Source organism: Streptomyces polyasparticus, from assembly GCF_014493765.1.
Lineage (GTDB): Bacteria > Actinomycetota > Actinomycetes > Streptomycetales > Streptomycetaceae > Streptomyces > Streptomyces polyasparticus.
This window is the reverse complement of sequence record NZ_JACTVJ010000011.1, coordinates 389,346-411,322: the sequence shown is the minus strand read 5'-3', so window position 1 is coordinate 411,322 and position 21,977 is coordinate 389,346. Positions and strand designations below refer to the sequence as shown.

The 21,977-nt window shown below is 71.3% G+C and carries 23 protein-coding genes and 7 tRNA genes; 12 read left to right on the top strand and 18 right to left on the bottom strand.

Annotated elements, in window-relative coordinates; genetic code table 11:
- Nucleotides 1–17 precede the first annotated feature (17 nt).
- From thrS to H9Y04_RS23965, 3 genes are all read right to left on the bottom strand, one after another.
- Entirely contained in the window at nt 18–1,997 is a 1,980-nt protein-coding gene (gene thrS / locus H9Y04_RS23975) for a threonine--tRNA ligase (RefSeq protein WP_187816046.1), read from the bottom strand.
- Nucleotides 1,998–2,169: 172 nt separating this feature from the next.
- The gene (locus tag H9Y04_RS23970; protein WP_187816045.1) at nt 2,170–3,378 is read right to left on the bottom strand and encodes a hypothetical protein; all 1,209 of its coding nucleotides are present in this window, start codon (nt 3,376–3,378) and stop codon (nt 2,170–2,172) included.
- Entirely contained in the window at nt 3,378–3,944 is a 567-nt protein-coding gene (locus tag H9Y04_RS23965; RefSeq protein WP_187816044.1) for a DUF4365 domain-containing protein, read from the bottom strand. Before H9Y04_RS23965 ends, H9Y04_RS23970 begins: the two co-directional genes overlap by 1 nt.
- A gap of 214 nt (nt 3,945–4,158) precedes the next feature.
- Here H9Y04_RS23965 and H9Y04_RS23960 point away from each other — a divergent pair, with 214 nt between their 5' ends.
- Nucleotides 4,159–4,884: a 3'-5' exonuclease gene (locus H9Y04_RS23960; protein ID WP_187816043.1), complete on the top strand. Its 726-nt coding sequence runs from the start codon at nt 4,159–4,161 to the stop codon at nt 4,882–4,884.
- 134 nt (nt 4,885–5,018) lie between these two features.
- Here the strand turns inward: H9Y04_RS23960 and H9Y04_RS23955 are convergent.
- Both H9Y04_RS23955 and H9Y04_RS23950 read right to left on the bottom strand, forming a co-directional pair.
- Nucleotides 5,019–5,090 (bottom strand) — tRNA-Val (locus tag H9Y04_RS23955).
- Between the two features lie 39 nt (nt 5,091–5,129).
- Nucleotides 5,130–5,576, bottom strand: a complete 447-nt coding sequence (locus H9Y04_RS23950; protein ID WP_187816042.1) for an SRPBCC family protein — start codon at nt 5,574–5,576, stop codon at nt 5,130–5,132.
- A gap of 88 nt (nt 5,577–5,664) precedes the next feature.
- Between H9Y04_RS23950 and H9Y04_RS23945 the strand changes: the two genes are divergently transcribed.
- Nucleotides 5,665–8,160: an SCO7613 C-terminal domain-containing membrane protein gene (locus tag H9Y04_RS23945; RefSeq protein WP_236071261.1), complete on the top strand. Its 2,496-nt coding sequence runs from the start codon at nt 5,665–5,667 to the stop codon at nt 8,158–8,160.
- A gap of 110 nt (nt 8,161–8,270) precedes the next feature.
- On the opposite strand, the gene H9Y04_RS23940 is transcribed toward H9Y04_RS23945, so the two are convergent.
- A tRNA-Val gene (locus tag H9Y04_RS23940) sits at nt 8,271–8,342 on the bottom strand.
- A 62-nt stretch (nt 8,343–8,404) separates the two neighbouring features.
- Complete coding sequence (locus H9Y04_RS23935; protein WP_187816040.1) at nt 8,405–8,869, bottom strand: TIGR02611 family protein; 465 nt, start codon at nt 8,867–8,869, stop codon at nt 8,405–8,407.
- Nucleotides 8,870–9,060: 191 nt separating this feature from the next.
- Between H9Y04_RS23935 and H9Y04_RS23930 the strand changes: the two genes are divergently transcribed.
- Both H9Y04_RS23930 and H9Y04_RS23925 read left to right on the top strand, forming a co-directional pair.
- Nucleotides 9,061–9,474 (top strand): SsgA family sporulation/cell division regulator, encoded by a 414-nt coding sequence (locus tag H9Y04_RS23930; protein ID WP_003987206.1) that lies wholly within the window; start codon nt 9,061–9,063, stop codon nt 9,472–9,474.
- Between the two features lie 291 nt (nt 9,475–9,765).
- Complete coding sequence (locus H9Y04_RS23925; protein WP_187816039.1) at nt 9,766–10,332, top strand: CGNR zinc finger domain-containing protein; 567 nt, start codon at nt 9,766–9,768, stop codon at nt 10,330–10,332.
- Nucleotides 10,333–10,354: 22 nt separating this feature from the next.
- Here H9Y04_RS23925 and H9Y04_RS23920 read toward each other — a convergent pair whose 3' ends face one another.
- Together H9Y04_RS23920 and H9Y04_RS23915 are read right to left on the bottom strand one after the other, a co-directional pair.
- Nucleotides 10,355–10,534 carry a hypothetical protein gene (locus H9Y04_RS23920; RefSeq protein WP_187816038.1) on the bottom strand — a complete coding sequence of 60 codons (180 nt, stop codon included), beginning with the start codon at nt 10,532–10,534 and terminating at the stop codon, nt 10,355–10,357.
- Between the two features lie 146 nt (nt 10,535–10,680).
- A complete protein-coding gene (locus H9Y04_RS23915) occupies nt 10,681–11,127 on the bottom strand; it encodes a hypothetical protein (protein ID WP_187816037.1) in 447 nt (148 codons plus the stop codon).
- Between the two features lie 165 nt (nt 11,128–11,292).
- On the opposite strand from H9Y04_RS23915, the gene H9Y04_RS23910 reads away from it, so the two are divergent.
- Nucleotides 11,293–11,814 (top strand): DsbA family protein, encoded by a 522-nt coding sequence (locus tag H9Y04_RS23910; RefSeq protein WP_187816036.1) that lies wholly within the window; start codon nt 11,293–11,295, stop codon nt 11,812–11,814.
- A 64-nt stretch (nt 11,815–11,878) separates the two neighbouring features.
- Here H9Y04_RS23910 and H9Y04_RS23905 read toward each other — a convergent pair whose 3' ends face one another.
- The 3 genes from H9Y04_RS23905 to H9Y04_RS23895 all read right to left on the bottom strand — a co-directional run bounded on the left by H9Y04_RS23905 (nt 11,879) and on the right by H9Y04_RS23895 (nt 14,622).
- Nucleotides 11,879–12,706 carry a GNAT family N-acetyltransferase gene (locus H9Y04_RS23905; protein WP_187816035.1) on the bottom strand — a complete coding sequence of 276 codons (828 nt, stop codon included), beginning with the start codon at nt 12,704–12,706 and terminating at the stop codon, nt 11,879–11,881.
- Nucleotides 12,707–12,790: 84 nt separating this feature from the next.
- Complete coding sequence (locus tag H9Y04_RS23900) at nt 12,791–13,606, bottom strand: aminotransferase class IV (protein ID WP_187816034.1); 816 nt, start codon at nt 13,604–13,606, stop codon at nt 12,791–12,793.
- Entirely contained in the window at nt 13,603–14,622 is a 1,020-nt protein-coding gene (locus tag H9Y04_RS23895) for a chorismate-binding protein (RefSeq protein WP_214661554.1), read from the bottom strand. Before H9Y04_RS23895 ends, H9Y04_RS23900 begins: the two co-directional genes overlap by 4 nt.
- A 161-nt stretch (nt 14,623–14,783) precedes the next feature.
- Between H9Y04_RS23895 and H9Y04_RS23890 the strand changes: the two genes are divergently transcribed.
- From H9Y04_RS23890 to H9Y04_RS23870, 5 genes are all read left to right on the top strand, one after another.
- Nucleotides 14,784–14,856 (top strand) — tRNA-Gly (locus H9Y04_RS23890).
- A gap of 40 nt (nt 14,857–14,896) precedes the next feature.
- A tRNA-Cys gene (locus H9Y04_RS23885) sits at nt 14,897–14,970 on the top strand.
- 1 nt (nt 14,971) lies between these two features.
- A tRNA-Val gene (locus H9Y04_RS23880) sits at nt 14,972–15,043 on the top strand.
- Nucleotides 15,044–15,081: 38 nt separating this feature from the next.
- Nucleotides 15,082–15,153 (top strand) — tRNA-Val (locus H9Y04_RS23875).
- A 32-nt stretch (nt 15,154–15,185) separates the two neighbouring features.
- Nucleotides 15,186–15,257 (top strand) — tRNA-Val (locus H9Y04_RS23870).
- Nucleotides 15,258–15,357: 100 nt separating this feature from the next.
- Here the strand turns inward: H9Y04_RS23870 and H9Y04_RS23865 are convergent.
- The 4 genes from H9Y04_RS23865 to H9Y04_RS23850 all read right to left on the bottom strand — a co-directional run bounded on the left by H9Y04_RS23865 (nt 15,358) and on the right by H9Y04_RS23850 (nt 17,520).
- Nucleotides 15,358–15,636, bottom strand: coding sequence for a TFIIB-type zinc ribbon-containing protein (locus H9Y04_RS23865; RefSeq protein WP_187816032.1), 279 nt, complete (start codon nt 15,634–15,636; stop codon nt 15,358–15,360).
- A gap of 85 nt (nt 15,637–15,721) precedes the next feature.
- Nucleotides 15,722–16,648, bottom strand: a complete 927-nt coding sequence (locus H9Y04_RS23860; RefSeq protein WP_187816181.1) for an aminoglycoside phosphotransferase family protein — start codon at nt 16,646–16,648, stop codon at nt 15,722–15,724.
- 189 nt (nt 16,649–16,837) lie between these two features.
- Nucleotides 16,838–17,044 carry a hypothetical protein gene (locus tag H9Y04_RS23855; protein ID WP_187816031.1) on the bottom strand — a complete coding sequence of 69 codons (207 nt, stop codon included), beginning with the start codon at nt 17,042–17,044 and terminating at the stop codon, nt 16,838–16,840.
- Nucleotides 17,045–17,274: 230 nt separating this feature from the next.
- Nucleotides 17,275–17,520: a DUF8836 family protein gene (locus H9Y04_RS23850; RefSeq protein ID WP_187816030.1), complete on the bottom strand. Its 246-nt coding sequence runs from the start codon at nt 17,518–17,520 to the stop codon at nt 17,275–17,277.
- 203 nt (nt 17,521–17,723) lie between these two features.
- Between H9Y04_RS23850 and H9Y04_RS23845 the strand changes: the two genes are divergently transcribed.
- Together H9Y04_RS23845 and H9Y04_RS23840 are read left to right on the top strand one after the other, a co-directional pair.
- Nucleotides 17,724–19,037, top strand: coding sequence for a serine/threonine-protein kinase (locus tag H9Y04_RS23845; RefSeq protein ID WP_187816029.1), 1,314 nt, complete (start codon nt 17,724–17,726; stop codon nt 19,035–19,037).
- A complete protein-coding gene (locus H9Y04_RS23840; RefSeq protein ID WP_187816028.1) occupies nt 19,034–19,558 on the top strand; it encodes a hypothetical protein in 525 nt (174 codons plus the stop codon). Before H9Y04_RS23845 ends, H9Y04_RS23840 begins: the two co-directional genes overlap by 4 nt.
- A gap of 191 nt (nt 19,559–19,749) precedes the next feature.
- Here H9Y04_RS23840 and H9Y04_RS23835 read toward each other — a convergent pair whose 3' ends face one another.
- Entirely contained in the window at nt 19,750–20,568 is an 819-nt protein-coding gene (locus H9Y04_RS23835; RefSeq protein ID WP_187816027.1) for a TrmH family RNA methyltransferase, read from the bottom strand.
- Nucleotides 20,569–20,623: 55 nt separating this feature from the next.
- Nucleotides 20,624–21,850, bottom strand: a complete 1,227-nt coding sequence (gene cobA, locus H9Y04_RS23830; RefSeq protein WP_187816026.1) for a uroporphyrinogen-III C-methyltransferase — start codon at nt 21,848–21,850, stop codon at nt 20,624–20,626.
- Between the last annotated feature and the right edge of the window lie 127 nt (nt 21,851–21,977).

Here is a 21,977-nt window from a genome sequence, read left to right as displayed (position 1 = left end):
ACGGAACGCGCAGCAGATCAGATCTGCACCCGCTCCTCGACCACCTTCGCGATCTTCGCGATGGCCTCGTCGACCGGGATGCCGTTCTCCTGCGAGCCGTCGCGGTAGCGGAAGGACACCGAACCGGCGTTCATGTCCTCGTCGCCCGCGATGACCATGAAGGGCACCTTGGCCTTCTGCTGGTTGCGGATCTTCTTCTGCATACGGTCCGAGGAGGAGTCGACCTCGACCCGCAGACCCTGCGCACGCGCCTTGGACGCGAACTCCTCCAGGTACTCCACGTGCGCGTCCCCGATCGGGATACCGACGGCCTGCACGGGGGCCAGCCACGCCGGGAACGCACCCGCGTAGTGCTCAAGGAGCACACCGAAGAACCGCTCGATCGAACCGAACAGCGCGCGGTGGATCATGACCGGCTGCTGACGCGAACCGTCGCCCGCGGTGTACTCGAGGTTGAAGCGCTTGGGCTGGTTGAAGTCGACCTGGATGGTCGACATCTGCCAGGACCGGCCGATCGCGTCCTTGACCTGCACGGAGATCTTCGGCCCGTAGTACGCGGCACCACCCGGGTCGGCGACCAGCGGCAGGTTCTGCTTCTCGGCCGCGAGCCGCAGCGCCTCGGTGGCCTCGGCCCAGTCCTCGTCGGTGCCGATGAACTTGTCGGAGTCGTCGCGAGTGGACAGCTCCAGCTCGAACTCGGTCAGACCGTAGTCGCGCAGCAGGTCGAGCACGAAGGTCAGGAGCGTGTCGAGCTCGTCCGGCATCTGCTCCTTGGTGCAGTAGATGTGCGAGTCGTCCTGGGTGAAGCCGCGCGAGCGGGTCAGCCCGTGCACGACGCCCGACTTCTCGTACCGGTACACGGTGCCGAACTCGAAGAGCCGCAGCGGCAGTTCACGGTACGAGCGGCCGCGGGACTTGAAGATCAGGTTGTGCATCGGGCAGTTCATCGCCTTGAGGCGGTAGTTCTGCTCGTCGAACTCGATGGGCGGGAACATGCCGTCCGAGTAGTGCGGCAGATGACCCGAGATCTCGAAGAGCTTCTCCTTCGAGATGTGCGGGGTGTTCACGAACTCGTAGCCGGAGGTCTCGTGCGCCTTGCGCGAGTAGTCCTCCATGACCTTGCGGATCACACCGCCCTTGGGGTGGAACACCGCGAGACCGGGGCCGAGCTCCTCCGGGAAGGAGAACAGATCGAGCTCCGCGCCCAGCTTGCGGTGGTCGCGCTTCTCGGCCTCGGCCAGGAAGTCCAGGTACGCCTTGAGCTCGTCCTTCGACGGCCACGCGGTGCCGTAGATGCGCTGCAGCTGCGGGTTCTTCTCGCTGCCGCGCCAGTACGCGGCGGCCGAGCGCATCAGCTTGAACGCGGGGATGACACGGGTGGTGGGCAGGTGGGGACCGCGGCAGAGGTCCTTCCAGCACAGGTCACCGGTCTTGGCGTCCAGGTTGTCGTAGATGGTCAGCTCGCCGGCGCCCACCTCGGCGTCCGCGCCGTCGGCAGCCTGCGCGGCATTGCCCTTGAGGCCGATGAGCTCCAGCTTGTACGGCTCGTCGGCGAGCTCGACGCGAGCGTCCTCGTCGGTGGTGACACGGCGCGAGAAGCGCTGCCCCCGCTTCTGGATCTCCTGCATCTTCTTCTCGATGCGCTTGAGGTCCTCGGGGGTGAAGGGCTCCTTGACGTCGAAGTCGTAGTAGAAGCCGTCCTTGATGGGCGGGCCGATACCGAGCTTGGCCTCGGGGAACAGCTCCTGCACGGCCTGCGCCATGACGTGCGCGGTGGAGTGGCGCAGGATGTTCAGACCGTCCTGGGACGAGACCTCGACGGCCTCGACCTCGTCGCCGTCGGCCGGCTCGTACGCGAGGTCCTTGAGCTCGCCCGCGACCCGGACGGCGACGATGGTGCGCTCGCCGGCGAAGAGCTCCGCGGCCGTAGTGCCCGTAGTCACCACGCGTTCTTCCCGCTCGGAATCGCGTTGGATGATCACACGGACGTCAGACACGGGTCTCTCCTAGCTGAAGGGGTGGCGTCGCCGTACGAATGGCCACGCAGATCGAATCGTACCGAGCCGACCCCACCGATCGCGAAACGGTTACCCGGCCCCCCGCAGCCCCCGGCCACGGGCCGCCCGGCACCCGCCCACGCGCCCCCTCGGTCCCCGTCCTCGAAGCCCTTCAGTCCCCGTCCTCGCCGGCGCAGGCCTCCTCGAAGAAGTCCAGGTTCTCCTGCAGCGACTTCATCATCCGATCCCGCACCGCCTCATCCACCTGCACCGGGACCACATCCGACGCCCCCGTGAGCCGCCGGAACCCGCCCCTGCTCTCCAGGCGCCCGCTGACCCGGATCGGCAGCCCGACCAGGTGCGCGCTGCCCGCGATCCGGTACGCCTCCTCGTCCAGGCTGAGGCGCACATGCGGCACGTCCGCGCCCGCGATGACCCTCAGCCGCACCGTGCCCATGCCCCGCGGCCCGTTGCGCCGCATCCGTACGACGGTGCCGGTGATCCGTACGGGAAGGGCGGGCTCCTCGCGCAGGTAGCGCGCACCCGCCTCCCGGAGCACCGGAAGATCACCGGGCGAGAACTCCACGGCCTCGGGCCGCGGCGCGCACCCCTCGGGCACCCCGGCCGCGGGCGCCCAGGCGAAGGTGACGCGCGCGCCCTCGGTGCCGCGCACCAGCGCGACGACCGCCTCGGTCAGCTCCTGGCTGACGCCGGCCTCGATCGCCGTGTCGAAGGCCTCCATCCCACCGGTGGCCCGCTGATAGTCGATGGCCTCCCTGGCCGCGTACAGCGCATGATGCAGCCGTACGACAAGAGAGCGGCCAGTCTCGACGGGCACGAACGCCGTCAGTTCGCGGCCGCCGGGCGCGGGTCCGACCAGAAGCTCCCGGAGCGAACCGGTGGCGGGGCGGCGGTGCCGGGCCCCGTAGTACCCGGCGCGTCCGCGCAGCGCGAGCGCCCCGGCGATCAGCATCCTCCTTGCCGCGCCCCGCAGTTCCTCCTCCACCGCCCAGGGCGCGGTGCCCGCGGGCCCGGCCGGCACATCGCGCGACCAGCGCACCTCGTCGCTCGGCAGCGCGAGCGCCACGAGCACCTCGCGTGCGGACGGCGCGGCGCTGCGGGACAGCGCGAGCAGCGCCTCGTCGAGCAGATCCTCGCTGTCGGGGAAGGCGCGGCTCTCGGGCACGAGCAGACTCGTGGTCGAGGAACCGCCCGGCGGCGTCCAGCGCGCATAGCGCCCGGCGGCGCCACCACGCCGCCGCCAGCCGTGCCGGTCGAGCAACTCCCGCAGCACGGCGGGGTCTACCCGCGTAGCGGGGGCGGCCTCGAACCCGTCGACAGGGTGCGGCCTCAACGGTTCGTCGGTCGGTCGGTGCTGCATCACGGCCTGCCTCCCGTCCCGACCCGCGTCATGATCTCGCAGAGCGCCCGGTCGTCGAATATCCGTGCCGTCGGTATGCGTACGGTGGTCCGGCGCCGGCCGGTGATCCGGTGTCCGGCGAGGTTGACCCAGTAGCAGCAGTGCCGCAGATCGAGCCGGTCATGGCTCGCTCTGAGCCAGTCCTCCCGCGAACGCGGCACGAGCATCACCACCAGGATCTTGTGCACCGATACGGGAGTACGGGCCAGCTTCGCCAGATGCTCGTTGTCGAGCGTGAACGAGAAGGCGGAGCCCGGGGGGTTGGGCGCCGTCTGGTACGTGGCCTTGAGCTGCACCTTGATGGTGACCTCGTCGTCGATCGCGTGCCCGGGTGCGCTGTGGCTGACGTGCCAGTCGATCCCGTTGTCCGGAAAGGGCTGCGACAGGGAGCACCCGGCGGCGGCCGCGACGGCGTGCAGATATCCCACCTGCAGGGTCTCCATGCAGGCGGTGGTGGCAAGGGTGCCGCGCAGCGGTGCGGTCCGCTCGGGCAGCAGCCCACTGTTTTCGGGCTGCGCGAGCGCCATGGTCGACGAGCCTTCCGGTGGGACCGAACCCCGGCCCCGCAGGGCGGGCCGAGGTGATCGAAAAGTAAAGATTCTCCCGTGACGGGCGGTCAACTGCCGTTTCCGTCACTTGTGTTGTGACCGGTCGGCATACGCCGCAAACGGGCCGGGCATCACCAGGTCGGGGCAGGGGTAGCGCATCATCTGCCAGGAATGAACAGGGAGTTGCATCACTATGACGTGCTGGTACGAGGGACCCCTGGCCGCATTCGACACCGAAACCACCGGCGTGGACGTGGAAACCGACCGCATCGTGTCCGCCGCGATCGTGGTCCAGGACTCCGCGGGAGCGCGGGCGCGGACGATCCGCTGGCTGGTCAACCCGGGGATACCGGTGCCCGCGGGCGCCACGGAAGTACACGGCCTGACCGACGACCATCTGCAGCGCAACGGCCGCTGGCCCTCCCCCGTGATGGAGGAGATAGCCCGCGAGCTGGCCGAACTCAACGCGTCGGGACGGCCCTTGGTCGTCATGAACGCACCGTTCGACCTGACGCTGCTCGACCGGGAGTTACGCCGCCACCGCGCGTCGTCCCTGGGCCGCTATCTGGAGAACAACCCGCTGTGCGTGCTCGACCCGCGCGTCCTCGACAAGCACCTGGACCGCTACCGCAAGGGCCGCCGCACCCTGACGGACCTGTGCGAGCACTACGGCGTGGAGCTGGCGGGCGCCCATGACGCGGCCGCCGACGCCCGGGCGTCCCTCGATGTGATCCGCCAGATCGGACGCCGCTTCGCGGCCCGTCTCGAACGTCTCAACCCTGCCGAGCTGCACTCGCTCCAGGCGGTCTGGCACGCGGCGCAGACCCGCGGCCTGCAGGCCTGGTTCGCCCGCACCGGCACCATGGAGGCGGTCGACCCGGCCTGGCCCCTGCGCCCGGAGCTCCCGGCCGCGGCCTGATTTTCCGGCCACGCCCGGCTACAGCGAGGGGGTGCGGGTGGCGAAGCCCCCGCTACGCGCGGCGAAGCCGCGCAGAAACGGCGAAGGGAGCCGGTCCGCGCTTTCCGCGGACACGACTCCCTACTCCCGTAGCGTGGGCGATACTGGGTTCGAACCAGTGACCTCTTCGGTGTGAACGAAGCGCTCTCCCACTGAGCTAATCGCCCGGGAACGCACTGAACCATACAGGTCGAGGCGGGTCTCGTTCAAACTCGTTGCAGGTGGGCCCGCAGCCCACGTCTCCCATTGCGCATCATCAGCGCGTGGTTGAGCAGGAACACCGGCCGTCCCGGCACCGCGAACCGCCGCATCAGCCCCCGCTGCACCCGCACTTCCTGCTCGTACAGCGCCCGCGCGCCGCCGTCGTACGAGGAGACGGTCCACCGGGCCCACCCCAGGAGGTCCCCGCTCGCGGCCACTTCGAGCACTCCGGCGACGGGATCACGCCGTACGGAGCGGACGGTGACCAGCAGCTCGTACGGCAGGAAGGACCGGATCCGCACCACCCCGGTCTCCTCGTCGTGCGGAATCGTCTCGCGGATCTCCCGCCACCAGGAGGGGTACGCCTCCACCTCCTCGAGCACCCGGAACACCGCATCCGGCGCGGCCGGCAGATCCCAGACACTCCGGAAGCGGTAGTGACTCCAGTCCATGCCCCAAGTGTCGCCCCAGGACGTACTCAGCGGGAGATGAGTACGTGCGCGCATCCGCCGCCGTATGACGCGGACCACACTCCGTGACATGACGAGCATTCCGCCACCGGCCGACGAGCTGCGCCTCATCGACCACGAACTCGCCCGACTGGACGCCCGCCGCGCCCAGTTGCTGGCCCGCAGGGCCTGGCTGGTCAGCGTCCTGCAGCAGAGCGCACCCCCGGCCGCGCGGGCCTGGAACGGCCCCGCACCGACACCCCGGCCCCGCGAGACGGCTCCCCTGGGTGTCCAGAACGTGCTGCTCGTCCTCGGCGGCATCCTGCTCGCCATCGGCGCCATCGCCTTCACCGTCGTGAGCTGGGGCTCCATGGGCATCGGCGGCCGCAGCGCGGTGCTCGCCACGATCACGCTCGGCGCGCTGGCCCTGCCGGCCGTCCTGCTGCGCCGCGGCCTGTCCTCGACGGCCGAGGCGATCGCGGCGGTCGGACTGCTCCTGACGGTCCTGGACGCGTACGCCCTGCACACCGCCGCCCTGCCGGACACCGACCCGATCTCCTACGCGGCCGTCGCCTGTGCGGTACTCGCCGCGCTCTGGACGGCGTACGGCCTGTTCCTGCAGGACCTGCACCTCCCCCTGCCGGCCGGCGTCGCCACCGCCCAACTCCCCCTTCTGCTGTGGTGGGCGGCCTCGGACGCAGGCCCGCATCTCCTCAGCGCCGCCCTCCTCGTCACCTCCGCGGCCGCCACGGCCGCCGCCCTGCGGCTGACCCGACTGGCCGTCCGCGCGACAGCCGGCGCGGGCGCCGCCACGACCGGAATGGTCGGCCTGCTCACGGCCACCGGCCTGGCCTTCACCGCCGAGACGCCCGCGGCCGCCGCCGAGGCGGCCGCCCACCTCCTGTGCGCGGCCGCGATCGCCCTGTACCCGGCATGGCGCACTCCGCGCACCGAGCTCGCGACCGGCGCGGCGGCGGTGGCCGCGCTCGCCGTCCTCGTCGCGACGGCCGGCGTCCTGCGCGCCGCCCTGCCCGACGACTGGTCCGTGGTGGCCGAACTCCTCTGCGCCGCCGCGCTTTTGACGCTCGTACGAAGCTCGCTGCCGCGACCGGTACGGCTGGGCGTTGCCGGGACCTCCGCCGCGGCGGGCGCCCTGGTCCTGGCCTGGACGCTGCCCGCGATCGGCACATCCGTGCTCGGTGCGGCCGAGCAGCTCCACGCCGTGTGGTCGGGCGCCGCCGGCCGCAAGGCCACACCGGGTGCGGACGGCTTCGCCGTGATGACGGCGCTCCTGATCGTCGCCGTGACGCTCTGGGGTGCGTACCGCCTGGGCGCGGGCCGCGCGTGGCGCGTACACGCCGCCGCCGGCACCACTGCCGCCCTCTGGGCCGCGCTCGCCGTGCTCCCTCTGTCTCTGCACCTCTCCCGCCCGGCCGAGCTGGCCGCCCACCTGTCCGTGGCCGCGCTCGCCCTCGCCGTGGCCGTCCACGCGGCCCGCAGGACACCGCGTACGGACACCGGAGAGCGCCCGGAGCCGGAGGCCTCACAGGCCCCGCCCGACGCGAAGACAGCCACCGGCACGGGGACGGGCCCCGCGACCGGCACACGGATGGGCACCGCCCGCGCCGTCTCCGTCACGGCCCTGGCCTGCTTCTACGCCTCCGCACTCACGGCCTCACTGCTCGCCCTGGCCACGGAGGGCGCCACGCTCACCGCACTCGGCGTCCTCCTGGCCCTGACCGTCGCCGCCACGGCCCTGCACCCGACCGGCGCACGCCAGTCGACGCTCGCCGTCACCGCCGTCGCCGCCGCGGCCGGCCTCGCCCTGGCCCTCCCCTTCGCGCTCGAACTGCCCGCACACCGCGCCGCGTTCGCGCTCCTGGTCATCCCGGCGGCCACCGCCGTGCTCGGCGCCCGGCTGCGCGCGAAGCCGTACGCACTGCCCGTGGAACTGGCCGGCGCGGCCACGGCGCCCCTGGCTCTCGGCCTCACCGCGACGCACACCCCGGCCCTGTCCCTGGCGCTCGCCCTCACCGGCGTCATCGCCTCCGGCACGGCCCTGCGCGCCGACCGCCGCCCGCTCGCGGCCTACACCGCCGGCGCCCTCTTCCTGCTCGCCACCTGGGTCCGCCTTGCGGCATCGGAGATCACCACCCCCGAGGCGTACACCCTCCCGGTGACCGTCCCCGCCCTCGCGATCGGACTCCTTCGCCGCCGCCGCGACGCGGAGGCCTCGTCCTGGACGGCATACGGCCCCGGCCTCGCGGTGACGCTCCTGCCCAGCCTCGCCGCGGCCTGGGGCGACGAGCACTGGCTGCGCCCGCTCCTGCTCGGCTCGGCGGCTCTGCTCGTCACCTTGCTCGGCGCCCGCCACCGCCTGCAGGCCCCGCTCACGCTCGGCGGGGTCACGCTCGCCCTGGTGGCCCTGCACGAACTCGCCCCGTACGCAGTGCAGGTGGTCGGCGCACTCCCCCGCTGGCTGCCGCCCGCCGCTGCCGCAATACTGCTGCTCACCCTCGGCGCGACCTACGAACAACGACTGCGAAATGCCCGTCGGCTAAGGGAACTTGTGGGCCGTATGCACTGACAGGAGAACTGTGTGCACCGGCATCGTCGGAATGTGCGCGAAAAGCGCCAACTACCCCGCAAAAGCAAGAAGTCCGCGAGATACGGAATCTCGCGGACTTCTTGTCCGGGTGGGCGATACTGGGTTCGAACCAGTGACCTCTTCGGTGTGAACGAAGCGCTCTCCCACTGAGCTAATCGCCCGGGCGCAGGAAGAACTTTACCGCACGTCAGGGGCGTCCCGGACCACCCCCGCGGTCAGCGGTTCACTCGCCGATCTTCCACGGCATCACGAAGCCGTACTTCCAGAGATAGATACCGAGCAGCACGCCGATGATCACCAGGCCGATGCTCGTCAGGATGATGTTGCGCCGGCGCACCTTCGGGTCGAGCGCACGCTGCGCCGCCTCCGTGAGCTTGCGCTTCGTCCAGCGCATCACCAGCTGCGCCCAGACGAACTCGGTCGCCCAGATCGCCATGCCGCCGAAGATCACGACCCATCCGGGACCCGGCAGCGGCAGCATGATGATGCCGACCACGACCACCGCGAGCCCCACGATGAAGATGCCCACCTGCCAGCTCAGGTGCAGCACCCTGCGCGCCTTGATGAACTCCGGCGCCTTGGAACCGAGCCCCTCCTCGGTCACGGTCGTCCCGAGCACCTCGTGTTCGGTGTCCTTGTCTGCCGCGGTGCCGACGGTCTCGTCCGGCCCGCTACTCCCCGTATTCATGCCGCCAAACATTACCGGACAGAAACCGTTCACCGGAATGGCTCTATCGCTCGAAGACGGACTCCGCTGTACGAGCTACCAAAACCGACTCAAATCCCTCAGAGGGGTTTACAACGGCACCGTAGGTGGCATGTCGATTTCGCCGACGTGCGAATCCCCGAGCGCACACTGAGCGAAAGGCCCTGGCGCTTATGAACACCACGGTCAGCTGCGAGCTGCACCTGCGCCTCGTTGTGTCGAGCGAGTCCTCACTGCCTGTACCCGCAGGACTGCGGTATGACACGGCCGACCCCTACGCCGTGCACGCAACCTTCCACACCGGAGCGGAGGAGACCGTCGAGTGGGTCTTCGCCCGCGATCTTCTCGCCGAGGGGCTGCACCGCCCCACAGGCACCGGTGACGTCCGTGTCTGGCCGTCCCGCAGCCACGGACAGGGCGTCGTCTGCATCGCCCTGAGCTCCCCGGAAGGAGAGGCATTGCTCGAGGCCCCGGCGCGGGCCCTGGAGTCGTTCCTGAAGAGGACCGACGCCGCTGTGCCCCCGGGCACCGAACACCGCCACTTCGATCTCGATACGGAGCTCTCGCACATCCTGGCCGAGAACTGAGCCAGCAGGGAGCAGCCCGGCGCCGTCCACTCGGGGAGACGGTCCGGGCCAAGACAACCGCATACAGGCAGTGACCGGTGCCGTCGCCGCGGGAACCTCCGCGGCGACGGCACCGTTGTTTGTTGGCACAAGCCCCCATGTCCAGGCACAGCGCACGTCTCGAGATATCCAGGCACAGTGCATGTCTCGAGCGGGCCTGGGCAGGTGGGCAGGGGCCCGCTGCGGGACAGCCGCTAGCATCGGCCAGCAATTGGCGGGCAGCGGTCCGGCCATCATGTGCAGGGAGCGAATGTGCTGATCACCCACGACACCCGGTGCGCGCTGGACGCCGTGGTCGATCTCGTGAACACGGCACCCGATGACGAGGGCGCCGACGGGGTCGACGCTCTGTCCTTGCTGACCGATCTCGAGGAGTTCGTGCGGGAGCACGACATCAGCGACGTGGGTGTGCTGACCGAGCGGGATCTCGAGGCGGTACGAGGGATCAGGGACCGGTTCTGCGAGGTGTTCGCGGCCGAGGACGCGGCACGGGCGGCGGCGCTGATCAACGAGCTGGTCGCCTCGGCCGGCACGACTCCGCAGCTGACCGACCACGACGGCTTCGACTGGCACGTGCACTACTTCGCGCCGGGCGCCTCGGTCGCCGACCATCTCGCGGCGGACTGCGGCATGGCGCTGGCGTTCTTCGTGGTCGCGGGCGAGCAGGAGCGGCTGCGGCGCTGCGAGGCGCCGGACTGCCGGCGGGCCTTCGTGGATCTGTCCCGCAATCGCTCACGGCGCTACTGCGACAGCCGTACCTGCGGGAACCGCCTGCATGTGGCCGCCTACCGTGCCCGGCGCAAGGAAGCGGCGGGCTGAGGCCCGGCCCACGGGCCGGGGGTCAGAGCAGGAACAGGTCGTGCATGGCCGCGGCCAGGAGCAGACAGCCGATCACGCCCAGGAAGATCATCAGGGGTGGCTGGGAGAGCGCGAACAGACAGCCGCGCTGTTCCGAGGCGGGGGCGGGAGCCGTCGGCGGGTTCGTGGGTGGTGCGGGGGCCTGGCCCTGGGTGGTGTTCATCTCGGGGCGATGATGACGCACTCACTGGGCGCGCGTGGCCCAACACACCCTTTTGTGTGGGGAGTTCGCCGATTCGCGTACTCCTGGGCGCGCACCCGTGTCCGGCGCGAACGGGGGCAAGCGGGGAGCGAGCGGGGGCGTACGCGTCAGATGCCGTGCTTCTTGAGGATCGCCTCGATGTCGCTGAAGTCCTCCGCCGGCTGCGCGGCCCCCGGGCGGGCCGCCGGCTGCGTGCCGGTGCGGCCCTGGCCGAGCGAAGGCGCCGAGGCCTTGGGCTCGACGGCCGTCTCGCGGCGGCCCTGCTTCGCGGCCTTGCGCTCCTTGCGGCCGCCCACGCCCGCGCGCCGTTCGACGGCGCGGCTGGTCATGAACAGCACCCAGGACAGGCCAAGGATGCCGACGCCGACCCAGGTGGACGGCTTGAAGACCAGGTCGGAGACCCACTCGACCACGCCCGTCATCACCAGGCCCACCGGGACGAGCGAGTAGGCGGCGATTCTGGTCGCGGCCAGGAAACGCTTGCGGTACGCGGTGATCGCGGCGATGCCCAGGCCTGCCGCGGACACGGCGGAACAGATGGTCTCGGCAAGCATCCGGCCCTCCAGCGATGGGTGCGTTCTTCGGCGGTATGTCCTCCATCGTGCACCGCTTCGGCGCCTTCGGGCCATGTTCCGGAGTGACCTCAGGGAGAACTCGGGGTTCATCTCCTCCGCAGGTCCGGGTTGGGGCGGCGGGCCGGCGGCTGGGAGACTGGCCCCATGAGCGACTCCGCCCCCGCAAGCCCCGCCCGCCCCGTGCTCGACGTCTGGTGCGAGCTCCAGTGCCCCGACTGCCGCACCGCCCTCGACGATGTCAGCGCCCTGCGCGAGCGCTACGGCGACCGGCTCGAGGTGCGTCTGCGGCACTTCCCGCTGGACAAGCACAAGCACGCGTACGCCGCCGCGCAGGCCGCCGAGGAAGCGGTCGACCAGGGGAAGGGCTGGCCGTACGTGGCGGCCGTGCTCGCCCGGGTCGAGGAGTTCGACTCGGCCGGCGAGCAGCTGCTGCTCGACGTGGCGCGTGAACTGGGCCTGGACGCCGACGAGTTCGACACCGCGCTGATCGACGGCCGGCACACCCTGATCGTCGACGCCGACCAGGCCGAGGGCAAGGCGATCGGCGTGACCGGCACGCCCACGTATGTCATCGACGGCGAGCGGCTCGACGGCGGTCAGAGCCAAGAGGGGCTGCGCGAGCGCATCGAGACGATCGTGGACCGGCTCCTGGCCGAGGCTGCCTGACCGGGCGCCGTTCGAGACTGCCTGACCGGGCACCCGTCGGGAGCTCCGACCGGGTGCCCGTCCGTCAGAGCGGCTTGCACACGGTGTACGAGACCGGCTGATAGCCGAGGGACTCGTACAGCCGCACGGCCGAGGTGTTGTGCGTGTAGACGTTCAGCGCCAGGCGTCCGACGCCTGCGGCGCGTGCGTCGCGTTCCGCGAGGTTCATCAGGGTGCGGCCGTGGCCGCGGCCGCGGAACTCCTCCGTCACCTGCACCCAGTACACATATCGGCTGCCCTCCTGGCCGGCGACCCAGATCGTGCCCGCCACCTCCCCGCCGTCCAGGAGGCAGGTGATCCACATGTCCGGGGTGCCGAGGCCGTCCGGCAGGAGCTGTGCGTGGTCCTGCTCCGACTTGGCGTACGCCTCCTCCTCGGACAGACCGCGCTCGATCCACATCCTGACGTATTTGGCCTTGGTGTCCTCGAGCCAGGCCGGGTACTCCTCCTCGGCCATCGGACGCGCGCTGCACCCCTCGGGCAGCGTGGGCGCGGGGCCGGCCAGATCCTTGGCCATCGCGCGGTTGCGCTCGACATAGCCGAGGGCGGTGGCCAGACGGCGTGCTGTGTCCGCGTCCGTGCCTGCCGGTATCTGCGCCTCCACCTGCGTACAGCGCCAGCTGCGCAGCACCTCCTCGGCCGCGAGCGCGGCCACGGTGCCGCGCCCGCGCCTGCGGTCGGGCTCCTCTATGTACAGCGAACGGATCTGGCCCACGCCCGGCCCCTTCGCGGGATCGGCGGCGAGCTCGATGGCGCCCACGGGACGGCTGTTCACGCAGACCTGATACGGACGGGAACGGGCGCCGTCGGCGCTGCGGTGGAGCGGCGCGGTGGGCCGCAGGGTCGTGGTCATCACAGGAGTTCTACCCATGACCGGGGCGCTGCGTCATCCCCCGGCCGCTCTCCGCCGCGCCGCTTCAGCGAGCAATGCCCTGGTTCACGGGTCCAGGTCGTCGGCCGCGCGCTCGTCGAATACGCGCATCGCCTTGGCCGTCACGGGCCCGGGCACCAGTTCACGGCCGTCGACGCGGTGGACGGCCTGGATGTCGCGCAGCGTCGAGGTCAGGAAGATCTCGTCGGCCTCGGCGAGCACGTCGAAGGGCAGATCGGTCTCCTTGGCGCCGGTCCACTCGACGGCGAGGGCCCGGGTGATGCCGGCGAGACAGCCTGAGGCGACCGGCGGGGTGTGGATCTCACCGTCGAGGACGACGAACACATTGGAGCCCGTGCCCTCGCACAGCCGGTCCACGGTGTTCGCGAACAGCGCCTCGCTGGCGCCCTGTTCGTGCGCGCGGGCCAGGGCGACGACGTTCTCCGCGTACGAGGTGGTCTTGAGGCCCGTGAGGGCGCCGCGCTCGTTGCGGGTCCACGGCACGGTGATCACCGCGGTGCTGTCGGGACGCCGGGAGGTCTCGCCGAGCGCGACCACGAGCGTCTGGCCCACGTCGCCCCGGTCCGAGCCGAGCGGCGAGATGCCGCCGGTGTACGTGATCCGCAGCCGGCCGAGCGCCATCGGGTTGGCTTCGATCACGGCGGCGCACGCACGGCGCACCTCGTCGAAGTCGGGCTCGGGCAGGCCGAGGCCGCGGGCGGAGCGGGCGAGCCGGTCGAGATGGCGGGTCAACGCGAACGGCTCCCCCTCGACCGCCTTCACGGTCTCGAAGACGCCGTCGCCGACGGTCAGTCCGTGGTCGAGGACCGAGACCCGTGCCTCGTCATGCTCCTGCAGTGCACCGTCGAGCCAGATCTTCACGCGTGGTTCCCTCCGCTTGCCTCGTACGTCCCCGATGCTACGGCCAGCAGCCGGGACGCCTTCAGCTCGGTCTCCCGCCACTCGCGCTCGGGGTCGGAGCCCCAGGTGATGCCCGCACCGGTGCCGAAGCGCAGGACGCCTTCGGCGCGGTCGATCCAGAACGTGCGGATCCCGACGGCCAGTTCGCCCGTCCCCCGGTCCGCGTCCACCCAGCCGATGCCTCCGCAGTACGGGCCGCGGGGCGCGGTCTCCAGCTCCTCGATGATCCTGAGCGCACTCGACTTGGGTGCCCCCGTGACCGATCCGGGCGGGAAGGTGGCGGCGAACAGCTCGGGCCAGCCGGCGCCCTCGGCCAGTTCACCGCGCACGGTGGAGACGAGGTGTACGAGTCCCGGGTGCTTCTCGACCACGCACAGTTCCGGCACGGTCACCGTGCCGGTGGCGCAGACGCGGCCGAGGTCGTTGCGGACGAGATCGACGATCATCACGTTCTCGGCGTGGTCCTTCTCCAGAAGGTCCGCCTCGGTGCGGCCCGTGCCCTTGATCGGCCCGGACTCGACGATCCGCCCGTCGCGGCGCAGGAACAGCTCCGGGGACGCCGTCGCGATCTCCACGCCGTGCTCCGGGAGCCGAATCGTTCCCGCATAGGGAGCGGGGTTGCCGTGCGCGAGCTCGGCCGTGAGCGCGTCCACGTCCGCCTCGGGCCCCACGGGCGCGCTCAGGACGCGGCAGAGGTTGGCCTGGTAGACCTCGCCGGCCGCGATGTACTCGCGGATGCGCCGTACTCCCGCCGTATAGGCCGCACGGTCCAGGGAAGTCGTCCAGGCGTCCGGAGCGGGTCCCTGCCAGCGCCCCGTACGTACAGGGGGCGCCTCGCGTACGTCGCCGAAGCGCGCGCAGACGAGGCGGCCCTCGAAGTCGGCCGACACGGCCCAGAAGCCGGCGGAGTCGAGGGCTGAGGGATCACTGGTGACATCGCGCAGATCGGTGGCGATGAGGCCGCCGAGGCGTGCCATGGGAGCGGGGTCGTGCACGGCTGCGAGTCTATGACCGGGTCCGCGCGGCCGCCCCGGGGCCGGGTCAGGGCAGCACGCTGCGTAAACGAGTTTTTGTACTGGCCCTGGAATCCGCTACAGTTCAACACGTCGCCGGGACGCGAAAGCGCCCCGAGAGACAGGCGAACGTAGCTCAGTTGGTAGAGCGCAACCTTGCCAAGGTTGAGGTCGCGAGTTCGAACCTCGTCGTTCGCTCGAAAGAGCAGGGGGATCATTCCCGAACCCCCACACTCCTGGTGGAGTGGCCGAGAGGCGAGGCAACGGCCTGCAAAGCCGTCTACACGGGTTCAAATCCCGTCTCCACCTCCAAGCGCGATTAGCTCAGCGGGAGAGCGCTTCCCTGACACGGAAGAGGTCACTGGTTCAATCCCAGTATCGCGCACTCAACACAATTGAAGATCTTGGTCCGCAAGGATCCCCGCGCGATTAGCTCAGCGGGAGAGCGCTTCCCTGACACGGAAGAGGTCACTGGTTCAATCCCAGTATCGCGCACGTATCACCCACGACCCTCGGGTCTTGGTCCCGCGCGATTAGCTCAGCGGGAGAGCGCTTCCCTGACACGGAAGAGGTCACTGGTTCAATCCCAGTATCGCGCACAGAGCGAAGCCCCCGGCCGGATCGGCCGGGGGCTTCTGCGTGCCCGGGCTGAAGGGCCCTGAGGCCCGGGCTCAGGGCTCAGGGCTCAGGGCTCAGGGCTCAGGAGGAGAAGAGCATCCGGCCGAAGCTCTTGTTCCGGTGGTGGCCGTGGTGGCCGCCGTGGTGCGGGGCTCCCCAGGCCGGGGCCGGCGGTGCCGGGTACGCCTGCGGGGCCGGCGCGGGCGGCGGGGCCTGCTGGCTCCACTGGGACTCGAGGCGGGTCAGCGACTCCAGCTCGCCGTAGTCCAGGAATATCCCGCGGCAGCCGCTGCACTGCTCGATCTGAACGCCGTTGCGGTTGTACGTGTGCATCATTGCGTGGCACTTGGGGCACTGCATCGTGGGCTCAACTCCTCGCCGGTCGTGACGGTTTCACCGGAATCTGTGCCCGGCTTCGGTCTCCCGCAGACTACTTCGGGGATCTTCACGTCAACTCGGCGGGTAGTGCGCCAATACGGTCACAGGATTGCACCACCGACTCCTCCACCTCGTCCAGCGCTCGGCTCTCGCGGAGGGACTTCGCGACAGCGAGGGCGGCGGTCTGGACCGTGAGCGCTTTGGCGGGCACGTCGAGGGCCGGCCAGGGGTCGCCTTCGGCCGGGACCGCGGGACCGCCGGCCGCGCGGTAGGCGCCGAGGAAACGGGCCCACTCGTCCGGCGGCAGCAGACCGGCCGCGTACCAGGCGGCGGGGCGGGCGAGGTCCCATGCGGGGTCGCCGGTGCCGAGGTCGTCGATGTCGATGAGCAGCCAGCGGCCCTCGTGATGGACGAGCTGGCCCAGGTGGAGATCGCCGTGGCAGAGCGCCGTGGCGTGCGTCAGGGGCGCCTCGGCCCGGGCCCAGGCGGGGAGTGCGGCCCAGGCGCGCTCGATGACGGCCGCGACGGGGTGCGGGCCCGCTTTTCGCATACGGGCCAGGGCCTCGGCGGCCTTACGGGGTCCGCGCATGGGCGGCAGCGGGCGCGGCAGTGTCCCGACGGGCGTGCGGTGCAGGCGGGCGAGCAGATCGCCTGCCGCTTCCCAGGGCGCGTGCTCGGGGTGCTCCGGGTCGACGGGGGTGCCGTGCGGCCAATACGTGAGGGGGCGGCCGTCGAGTTCGGTGCGGGGCGGTCCCGGGAGTGGTGCGAGCAGGATGCCCGCGAGCGCAGGGTGTGCGGCGACGGCCAGTTGGACGTCGAGGCCCGCCCTGTCCGTATCGGAGGCGTGGGCTTTGACGACCAGGTCTCCATGGCGCACCACGGTGCCGTCGGAGCGGTCCGCGAGGACCGGGGCGCTGCAGGCGCAGTCGCGTGGCGCCGCGTGCGCGGCCACGCGTGCCGCGGTGCCCAGCGCACGGACCAGGTCTGCGGACACGGCTCGCGCCACGGCTCCCCCAAAGGTCGTACCTACTGCGGGCAGGCTACGCGGCGGCCCCGGACAGCACACAGCCCGCGCAGCTCCCCAGCTGCGCGGGCCCTTTGTGCCGTCCGCCGCACCCCCGTCCCCACGGGGTTATGGCCGTGTGTCCCCGCCCGGACCGCTCTTCCGGGCCTGGGGCGCCGCTCAGCGCCCCAGCATCACGCCCACGGACGACGCCTGTGTGACCACTGCTTCCCAGCCGCCGAAGACGACTACGAGCAGGGCCGCCAGGGGAAGCACCATGGCCGTGGCCACCAGCGGGTGGCGCCGGCCGGTACGGCTGCCGCCGAACGCGGCCTGCGCCTTACGTCCCTGCGTGCGGATCATCGCCCGCGCTGCCGTGTCCGCCATGGTCCCTCTCCTGTCATGTCTGGCAGCGGCGAGTGTCTGACCTCGGGGGACGAGTGCTGCACTCGCCGCTTGACTTCAAATCTAGGGGCGCGGGGCGCCCCGGTCGTCATGCCCTCGTACCGATTACCGGGCCTCCTGCAGGAGGACCCCCACGCCCATTTCGTACTCCCCTGGGTGGAGACGAGGTCCTAGGACTTGGGGTCTTCCCGGAGGGGTTGCACCCGGGGTGACTACTGAGCGCGCTCTTCCTCGGAGGTGTGTTCGCGCGGGACCGGCTGCTCGACCAGCGCGAGGACGCGGGTGGCCATGAAGCGCGCCGTGCGCACCACCGACCCACTGCGCGTGACTTCGCTCACTTCGACCACGCCCCGGCGCACCGCGGTTTCCACCCGGCGGCCCGCCCGGCTGGCCACCACCTCGTAGGTCCTCGTCGTGTCCCCGGCGTCCACGACTATCTCGACTCGATCGCCCTTCATACGCTCAATCCCCCTTCTGCGACGGCCCGTTGGCGAACCCGGCACCCCGAACGGCCCTGGTCCGCACGTCTTCTGACCACTCTTCAAGTCTCCCACCCGGCACTGACAATCGATCTGTCGCCGAAGGCGCGGCCTATGCGCGCGAATGAGCGCGAATACGTAAGCTGTGGCTCGTCATTCAAGAGGGCGGCCAGGCAGCGGGGATGGACATGGCGATGATGCGGCTCCGGCGCGAGGATCCGCGTGTCGTCGGCTCGTTCAGGCTGCACCGCAGGCTCGGCGCGGGCGGCATGGGTGTCGTCTATCTCGGGTCCGACCGGCGGGGGCAGCGGGTCGCCCTGAAGGTGATCCGGCCGGATCTGGCGGAGGATCAGGAGTTCCGTTCGCGGTTCGCGCGCGAGGTGTCCGCGGCGCGCAGGATCCGCGGCGGCTGCACGGCCCGGCTCGTGGCCGCCGATCTCGAGGCGGACCGGCCGTGGTTCGCGACGCAGTACGTGCCCGGGCCCTCGCTCCACGACAAGGTGGCCGACGAGGGGCCGCTGACGGCGGCGGAGGTGGCCGCGGTCGGCTCGGCGCTGTCCGAGGGGCTCGTCGCGGTGCACGAGGCCGGTGTGGTGCACCGGGATCTCAAGCCGTCCAACATCCTGCTGTCGCCCAAGGGCCCCCGGATCATCGACTTCGGTATCGCCTGGGCGACGGGGGCGTCGACCCTGACCCACGTCGGTACGGCGGTGGGCTCGCCCGGCTTCCTCGCGCCCGAGCAGGTACGGGGGCAGGCGGTCACCGCGGCCACGGATGTGTTCTCGCTGGGGGCGACCCTCGCGTACGCGGCGATGGGTGATTCGCCCTTCGGGCACGGCAGTTCCGAGGTGATGCTGTACCGCGTGGTGCACGAGGAGGCGCAGCTCCAGGGTGTGCCGGACGCGCTGTCGCCGCTGATCCGGGCGTGCCTCGCGAAGGACCCGGAAGAGCGTCCCAGCACGCTGCAGCTGTCGATGCGGCTCAAGGAGATCGCGGCCCGCGAGGCGCAGTCGCCGACGGACGCCAGGCCGCCCGCGCCGCGGCGTGATGCGGACCGGCCCACCGCGCGGGTGGACGAGCGGACGCAGTCCGCTTCCGCTTCCGGTGCGGCCGCCTCGCAGAGCCGGCCCCCCGCCGAGCGTCCGCGGCGTCCCGGGCCCACTCCCCCGCCGTCCGGCGCCGGCTCGCGGCCCCCTGCGCGCCGTCCGCAGGCGCCTGCTCCGCGTGCGTCGCGTCCGGGGACGGGCAACAGGCCTGCGCCGCGCAGTGGTTCGGGACGCCCGGCGCCTCGTGCGACGGGCACGGGCCGTCGGATCCCGGCCAATCCCCGTCTGCTCCGGCAGCGGCTCTTCGTGTTCGTCGTGGTGACGCTGCTCGTCGCGCTGGGGATCGCGGCGGCGCAGGGGTGTCAGGGGCCGGCGCAGGGGCTGCGGCAGATCCACGGGATCAGCGCCGGGCCGGCGGGCGAGGCGCCCACGCCGGCGGACGGACGATGAACCGGTCCGCGGATCGCGTGGCGGAGCTGGGGGGCGACTGGGAGAGCATCCGGGAGGGGTACTACCCGGGTGACCGGTCCGCGAAGGACGCCTGCGTGCTCGACTGCGCCGAGGCGCTGGTCGCGGCCCGCAGCGGCGGCGACGCCCTGGGGGCCGCGTTCCATGCGCTCGGGCTCGTCCAGATGTACGGCTACGTGGCCTGGGAGCCGGGACCTGGCGTCGAGGAACGGGTGGTCGCGGTGCTTGGCGAGGTGGTGGCCGAGGGGCGCGCGGTGGACTGCGCGCATGACGGCCACCCGGGTGAGGGCGACGTCGAGTCCCTCATCGAGCGGTTCCCGGAGATCCTTCCGCTGATTCTCGACGCTTCGGACGACGCCTGGGAAGGCGTGGAGGACCTCGACGGCCTGGACGAAGAGGGCGCGGACGGAGCAGCTGCCGCTTCGGCGTGGCGCTGCCCTCGCAACATCGCGGCGTTCGCCCGCGAGGCGATCCTCAACATCCGTCCCGACGCCGCTGTCTGACGGATGGCGGCCCGCGTCCGACAGTCGGCGTCCGACGGATGGTTCCCGGCAGTTGGCGTCTGACGGATGGTTCCCGGCAGTTGGCGTCTGACGGATGGCGACCCACGCCTGGCAGTCGGCGTCCGACGGATGGCTTCTGGCAGTCGGCGTCTGATGGACGGCGACTTACGTCTGACCGTCGGCGTCCGGCGTCAGGCCTTGGGACGCCCAGCCGTCACCGCGTAGAAGGCGACCGCCGCCGCCGCTCCCACGTTGAGGGAGTCGACGCCGTGGGCCATCGGGATGCGGACCCATTCGTCGGCGGCGACCAGGGCCTGCGTGGAGAGGCCGTCGCCTTCGGCGCCCAGCATCAGCGCGACGCGGTCCATGCGGTGCGGGGCCATGTCGTCGAGCGTGGCGGCCTTCTCGTCCGGGGTGAGGGCGAGGAGGTTGAAGCCCGCCTCCCGTACGGTCTCCAGGGACTTGGGCCAGGACTCCAGGCGCGCGTACGGGACCGAGAAGACCGCGCCCATCGAGACCTTCACCGAGCGGCGGTAGAGCGGGTCCGCGCAGTCCGGCGAGAGCAGCACCGCGTCCATGCCGAGGGCCGCGGCGGAGCGGAAGATCGCGCCGATGTTGGTGTGGTCGTTGACCGCCTCCATGACCGCCACCCGGCGGGCCGTGGTCAGGAGCTCCTCGGGGGTGGGCAGCGGCTTGCGCTGCATCGAGGCGAGGGCACCGCGGTGCACGTGGTAGCCCGTGACGCGTTCGGCGAGCTCGGGGCTCACCGCGTAGACGGGCGCCGGGAGTTCGTCGATGACGTCGCGCATGACGTCGACCCACTTGGCGGAGAGCAGCATCGAGCGCATCTCGTAGTCCGCGTCCTTGGCGCGCCGGATGACCTTCTCGCCCTCGGCGATGAAGAGTCCTTCGGCGGGCTCGCGCTTGCGCCGGAGCTCTACGTCCGTGAGTCCGGTGTAGTCGCGCAGACGCGGGTCGTCGGGGTCGTCGACATGGATGAGATCGGCCACAGGGTGATACTGCCTTGTCCTAGGTGCGGTGCCAACGGGATCGGGAGAAGTTCCGTTACCGCTGGTTACCCGTGCCGACCCCGACCACGTCGCCGATGACGATCACGGCGGGCGGACGTACCTCCTCGGCCACGACGGTCTCCGCGACCGTGGCCAGGGTGGCGTCCACGCGGCGCTGGGCGGCGGTGGTGCCCTCCTGGACCAGGGCGACGGGGGTCTCGGGGGCGCGGCCGCCCGCGATCAGGGTCTCGGCGATCTTGCCGATCTTGTCCACGCCCATCAGGACGACGAGCGTGCCGGTGCCCTGCGCGAGGGCCTGCCAATTGACCAGGGAGCGCTCGTCGTCGGGTGCGACATGGCCGCTGACCACGGTGAACTCGTGGGCCACGCCCCGGTGCGTGACCGGGATGCCGGCCGCTCCGGGCACGGAGATCGAGCTGGAGATACCGGGCACGACCGTGCAGGCGATGCCCGCCTCGGCGAGGGCCTGCGCCTCCTCCATGCCGCGGCCGAAGACGAACGGGTCGCCGCCCTTGAGACGGACGACGGACTTGCCGGCCTTGGCGTGCTCGATCAGCGCGTTGTTGATCGCCTCCTGCGCCATGAAGCGGCCGTACGGGATCTTCGCGGCGTCGATGACCTCGACATGGGGCGGGAGTTCGGCGAGCAGGTCGCGCGGGCCGAGCCGGTCGGCGATGACCACGTCGGCCTCGGCGAGCAGGCGGCGGCCGCGGACCGTGATCAGGTCGGGGTCGCCCGGGCCGCCGCCGACGAGGGCCACTCCGGGGGTCTTGGTGCGCTGGTGCGGGGCGACCAGGGTGCCGTCGCGCAGGCCCTCGACGACCGCGTCGCGGATCGCGGCCGTACGGCGGGGGTCGGGGCGGTCCGTGGTGAGGATGGCGACCGTGACGCCCTCGCTGCGGCCGGTCGCGGGGGTCCAGGCGGTGGCGGCGCTCGCGTCGTCGGAGCGTACGCACCACACCCTGTGGGTCTCGGCCTCGGCGCTCGCCGCCTCGTTGGCGGTGTGGTCGCTGGTGGCGATGAGCGCGTACCAGGCGTCGGTGAGGTCCCCGTACTCGTACGGCCTGCGGGTCCACCGGATCTCGCCGGTGTCCGCCATGGCCTCGACGGAGGGGGTGGCCTCCGGGGAGATCAGGGTGATGTCCGCGCCGGCCGCGAGCAGGGCCGGGAGGCGGCGCTGGGCCACCTGGCCGCCGCCGAGGACGACTACTCGGCGGCCGGAGAGGCGGAGGCCTACGGGGTACGCGGGGTGTTCGGCCATGGGTTTCTGCGGCTCCTGGTGCGGAGGGCTTGATGAGCCGCTGCGGCGGTGGAGCAGCTCTGACAGGGGTGGGTGGTGCGTTCTCAGATTACGGCGCACAGCGGCGGAGGGCGGCCGGGCAGTGCCC

Bases quoted from the DNA above. Each gene is read 5' to 3' on its own strand.
- H9Y04_RS23840 (WP_187816028.1), top strand. From the start codon at position 19,034: ATGAACCGGTCCGCGGATCGCGTGGCGGAGCTGGGGGGCGACTGGGAG.
- H9Y04_RS23845 (WP_187816029.1), top strand. From the start codon at position 17,724: ATGGACATGGCGATGATGCGGCTCCGGCGCGAGGATCCGCGTGTCGTC.
- H9Y04_RS23935 (WP_187816040.1), bottom strand. From the start codon at position 8,869: ATGAATACGGGGAGTAGCGGGCCGGACGAGACCGTCGGCACCGCGGCA.
- H9Y04_RS23895 (WP_214661554.1), bottom strand. From the start codon at position 14,622: ATGGCACGCCTCGGCGGCCTCATCGCCACCGATCTGCGCGATGTCACC.
- H9Y04_RS23915 (WP_187816037.1), bottom strand. From the start codon at position 11,127: ATGCTTGCCGAGACCATCTGTTCCGCCGTGTCCGCGGCAGGCCTGGGC.
- H9Y04_RS23920 (WP_187816038.1), bottom strand. From the start codon at position 10,534: ATGAACACCACCCAGGGCCAGGCCCCCGCACCACCCACGAACCCGCCG.
- H9Y04_RS23855 (WP_187816031.1), bottom strand. From the start codon at position 17,044: ATGGCGGACACGGCAGCGCGGGCGATGATCCGCACGCAGGGACGTAAG.
- H9Y04_RS23910 (WP_187816036.1), top strand. From the start codon at position 11,293: ATGAGCGACTCCGCCCCCGCAAGCCCCGCCCGCCCCGTGCTCGACGTC.
- H9Y04_RS23865 (WP_187816032.1), bottom strand. From the start codon at position 15,636: ATGCAGTGCCCCAAGTGCCACGCAATGATGCACACGTACAACCGCAAC.
- H9Y04_RS23945 (WP_236071261.1), top strand. From the start codon at position 5,665: ATGACGAGCATTCCGCCACCGGCCGACGAGCTGCGCCTCATCGACCAC.
- H9Y04_RS23960 (WP_187816043.1), top strand. From the start codon at position 4,159: ATGACGTGCTGGTACGAGGGACCCCTGGCCGCATTCGACACCGAAACC.
- H9Y04_RS23950 (WP_187816042.1), bottom strand. From the start codon at position 5,576: ATGGACTGGAGTCACTACCGCTTCCGGAGTGTCTGGGATCTGCCGGCC.
- H9Y04_RS23930 (WP_003987206.1), top strand. From the start codon at position 9,061: ATGAACACCACGGTCAGCTGCGAGCTGCACCTGCGCCTCGTTGTGTCG.
- H9Y04_RS23850 (WP_187816030.1), bottom strand. From the start codon at position 17,520: ATGAAGGGCGATCGAGTCGAGATAGTCGTGGACGCCGGGGACACGACG.
- H9Y04_RS23970 (WP_187816045.1), bottom strand. From the start codon at position 3,378: ATGCAGCACCGACCGACCGACGAACCGTTGAGGCCGCACCCTGTCGAC.
- H9Y04_RS23905 (WP_187816035.1), bottom strand. From the start codon at position 12,706: ATGACCACGACCCTGCGGCCCACCGCGCCGCTCCACCGCAGCGCCGAC.
- H9Y04_RS23965 (WP_187816044.1), bottom strand. From the start codon at position 3,944: ATGGCGCTCGCGCAGCCCGAAAACAGTGGGCTGCTGCCCGAGCGGACC.
- cobA (WP_187816026.1), bottom strand. From the start codon at position 21,850: ATGGCCGAACACCCCGCGTACCCCGTAGGCCTCCGCCTCTCCGGCCGC.